The organism is bacterium, assembly GCA_022616075.1.
Taxonomy (GTDB): Bacteria; Acidobacteriota; HRBIN11; order JAKEFK01; family JAKEFK01; genus JAKEFK01.
Genome location: JAKEFK010000332.1, coordinates 1 through 3811, shown reverse-complemented (window position 1 = coordinate 3811; position 3811 = coordinate 1). Strand labels below are relative to the sequence as shown.

5 protein-coding genes are annotated in these 3811 nt (G+C 45.6%); 3 read left to right on the top strand and 2 right to left on the bottom strand.

From position 1 onward, the window contains the following. A partial coding sequence (locus L0156_25950) for a DUF899 domain-containing protein (GenBank protein ID MCI0606442.1) occupies positions 1-119 on the bottom strand: 119 nt, incomplete at its 3' end. Between the two features lie 137 nt (positions 120-256). On the opposite strand from L0156_25950, the gene L0156_25945 reads away from it, so the two are divergent. Continuing rightward, entirely contained in the window at positions 257-1558 is a 1302-nt protein-coding gene (locus L0156_25945) for a PQQ-binding-like beta-propeller repeat protein (GenBank protein ID MCI0606441.1), read from the top strand. Position 1559: 1 nt separating this feature from the next. On the opposite strand, the gene L0156_25940 is transcribed toward L0156_25945, so the two are convergent. Continuing rightward, positions 1560-1916 (bottom strand): hypothetical protein, encoded by a 357-nt coding sequence (locus L0156_25940; GenBank protein ID MCI0606440.1) that lies wholly within the window; start codon positions 1914-1916, stop codon positions 1560-1562. A 197-nt stretch (positions 1917-2113) separates the two neighbouring features. Here L0156_25940 and L0156_25935 point away from each other — a divergent pair, with 197 nt between their 5' ends. Together L0156_25935 and L0156_25930 are read left to right on the top strand one after the other, a co-directional pair. Then, entirely contained in the window at positions 2114-2662 is a 549-nt protein-coding gene (locus tag L0156_25935; protein ID MCI0606439.1) for an isochorismatase family protein, read from the top strand. Next, a complete protein-coding gene (locus tag L0156_25930; protein ID MCI0606438.1) occupies positions 2659-3627 on the top strand; it encodes a helix-turn-helix domain-containing protein in 969 nt (322 codons plus the stop codon). Before L0156_25935 ends, L0156_25930 begins: the two co-directional genes overlap by 4 nt. The last annotated feature ends 184 nt before the right edge of the window (positions 3628-3811 follow it).

Sequence of the window (3811 nt, the reverse complement as noted above, 5' to 3'; positions counted from 1 at the left end):
TCACTCAGACTGTCACGCTCATGGGTGAGGTTCTTTTCTTTTGCAAGCAGCTCTTTGCGCGCACGAATCCATTCATCTCGTGATACGACTTTATGATTTTCTGTATTCTTCGTTGTCATGATTATTTCTCCTTTTTCTTATATGACGAACGAGAATTCTATTCAGGACATTTCCGTAGTCATATGGCAATCTCTCTTGACGACCTCCTATCTCTGTAGTAAAGCCTCCTATAATTATAGGAGTATCGGAAATTGCCATGAAGTTTGTAAAGTTGATGCTGATTTGCATGTTCGTTGCTTCCGTAGTGAACGCCGAAAACTGGCCGCAGTTTCGAGGTCCGAATGCGTCCGGAAAAGCGGATGGTAACAACATTCCAGAAAGCTGGAACGTTGAATCCAAAGCAAATATTTTGTGGTCCACTGAAATACCCGGAGTAGGGCATTCCAGTCCGATTGTTTGGGGAGATCGAATTTTTGTGACCACAGCGATCGGTTATGAATCCAACTGGCATGATGATTCCGTAGAACACACCTGGAAAATTTTTTCCATCGATGTAAAGACAGGAAAAATTCTCTGGGAACAAACTGCCTATAAAGGATTGCCACGTTCGAAACGCCATGAAAAATCTAGCCAGGCCAATTCGACACCAGTAACGGATGGAAAATATGTCGCAGCGATCATGGGTTCAGAAGGGCTCTATGTTTACGACTTTGACGGCAAGCTTGTTTGGAAGAAAGATCTTGGATTATTAAATCCCGGACTCGCTAATGATCCGACAAGTCATTGGGGGCATGCAAGCTCTCCTATCATATATAAGAACTTGCTGATCATTCAAAGTGATAAGCATGAAAATTCGTTTCTTGCAGCTTTTAATGTGGCGGATGGCAAAGAAGTTTGGAAAACGGCGCGTACCGATGAACTTCCATCATGGAGTACTCCTTCAATCTACACCGGCAAGAATCATAGTGAGATTCTAACCAATGGACAGTTCTTCCGTGGCTATGATGTGCAAGATGGAAAGGAGATCTGGCGCTTTAAGGATGCTGCAGAAGTAAAACAACCAACGCCTCTGGTTGAAGGTGACACTTTTTTCTTTGCCGGGGGATATCCAAGAGGGCGTCCGTTTTATGCTTTGCGCGCTGGAGCAACCGGAGATATCTCACTCAAAGAAGGGGAGACCAAAAACAATTTCCTCGTTTGGAGAATTGAGAAGGGTGGTCCTTACACACCAACGCAGATTGCGTACAAACGATATTTGTATTCTGTTCAAAATAATGGCGCGCTTACCAGCTACGATATTCAAACAGGTGAAAAGAAATATGAAACTAAGCTTGAGGGTGATTACAGTGCATCACCCGTAGCTTCAGATGATAATCTCTTTTTCGCAAGCGAAGATGGTGTGGTGTTCGTGGTTAAAGCTGGTCCTGAGTTCAAGCTGGTTTCTAAAAATGATATGGATTCTCCCTGTTATGCTACACCTGCGATTGCAAACCGCGTGATGTACCTCAGAACATTGGAAGCGCTTTTCGCAATCAGCAAAAAAGATGCAGCACAGTGATTTATTTGTTTTCCCCAAGTCCTGCGTGGCCGTTGTATGAAATAATGTTTTCCTTTGTAGATGTTGTTTCGACTTCCTTGGCTGAAGCCGATGGACGTTGCGATTTCTGCCACGGCACTGATTTGTCAACGTTGACCTCTTTTGGATTGTATTGCTCACTCCCAGCCGCCGATGCAATTTCTCCAAGAATGATGCGCTGAGCGCTTGTTTGATAACTTTCGAAGCTATCCTCCGCAAATGGCTTTTCTGATTTCGTTCGTTCACCGACTTGCTTTGTGTTGCTGGTTCCGTCTATAACATCGGCGATCTCCGATCCCTGAACTGGAATTGTCGGATTCTGATTTGGCGTCACTTTCATTGGCGGCTTTCTCCTTATTGAAGACACTCATATATATACCTGCGCAAAATCCAGTGATAACAGCTCAATATCGATTTGAGTTATGGGATTATCTGAGAATAATTTCAGGATGTCCTTTTTCGTCCGGTTCTTGTCACACAGGCGTATTGCACGTTTTTCCGACGCGCTTTAAGTTAGGCAATATGAAGGAGGTCTTTGTGAAGAACAAAGCACTACTGGTTGTTGATGCACAAGAATCTTTTCGTCATCGGCCATATTGGTCAGATACGGACCTACGTGAATTTTTGTTTCATTTACAAAGTTTGATTGACGGTTGCGCTGAGCGAAAGATACCGATTGTTCAAATTCTGCATACGGAAGAGAATGGAGCATTTGCACTATCCACCGGATGGGTGAAAACATTGGAGCCGATAAAACTGAATGCCGATGTAACGTTCCATAAGAATTATCACAGCGCACTTGCGGGAACACCTCTGAGCGGATGGCTGAATGCACGCAGTATTCACCATCTGATCATCAGTGGCATCCGCACTGAGGAATGTTGTGAAACTACGACGCGTCATGCGTCCGATTTTGGTTTTGCTGTTGATTTTGTTCTTGATGCAACTCTGACATTTCCAATGAAACTCGAACGAACAGGACGCGTTTTCAGCTCTGCCGAAATAAAAGAGCGTACGGAGATGGTTTTAACTTCGGGACAGTTTGCTAAAGTTGTTACAGTGAAGGAGGCTCTTTCAAGACCGTGAAGCATGTACCAGTCTTTTTTATTTTGCCTCCGCGGACATTGTTTCTAGATGTGGCAGGTCCTGCTGGAGCGCTCGCGATGGCGAATCGTTGTCAAGAGCATGTTGGATTTCAGCTTCGTTATTGCTCTCCTGGGAAGGGAGTAGATACTTCCATCGGCCTGCGACTAACGGATATCCATAAATTACCCAGCTCACTACCTCGAAATTCCATGATTGTTGTTGCAGGATCAACGAGTGGTCCGGATACGCGGCAATACATCAAGGACAGCGATCAAATTATCCTCTGGTTGCGGAGAATGGCGCGACCTACTCATAAATTGGTTTTTATTTGTTCGGGAGCATTGCTGGCTGGGCGCGCCGGTCTGCTGGATCATCGTTCGTGCACCACACACCACAGTCACTACGAAGAATTGCAGCAGATTGCAACCACGGCAAAAGTGTTCGACAACCGGATTTACGTACCGGATGGAAACGTCTATACGAGCGCAGGTGTCACAGCCGGTATAGATCTGATGCTGCATTTGATCGGTGAAATTGCCGGACCTTTATGCGCAGTTGCAGTAGCGCGAAATATGGTTGTGTATCTTCGAAGGACAGGCTCAGATCCACAGATTTCACCCTGGTTGGAAAGCAGGAATCATATACATCCCGCGATTCATCGAGTGCAGGATGCAATTGCCGCCGATCCCGCTCATCCCTGGACATTGAAAAAGTTGTCAGCTCTAGCCTATTCAAGTACACGTCATCTCGTTCGACTCTTTCATTTACATGCTCATACAACTCCGGTTGCTTATATAAATCGAATGCGAGTTGCACTCGCTAGACAGCTTCTCAACAATACAGAATTGTCGATAGAAGCCGTTGCCGAGCGTGCAGGCTTCGGATCCAGCCGCCATCTGCGCCGTGTATGGCAAGACTTTTCTTTAGCTGCGCCTAGCAAGTGGAGACGGCAAAATCAGGAATGACAAGAATGGATCGAATTCAATGTGGCTGGAGTGAGATTTGTTTTGTGCTCGTCCTTTGCTTTAGTTTTCTGGTATCGAGGGAAGTAGAGTCCGATTCGAACATCCCGACGAGCCCCAACAAGATTTGCAATTAAAGCGGCTCGCATGATCGACGGACGCAGCGATCAACCAATCAGTAATGCCG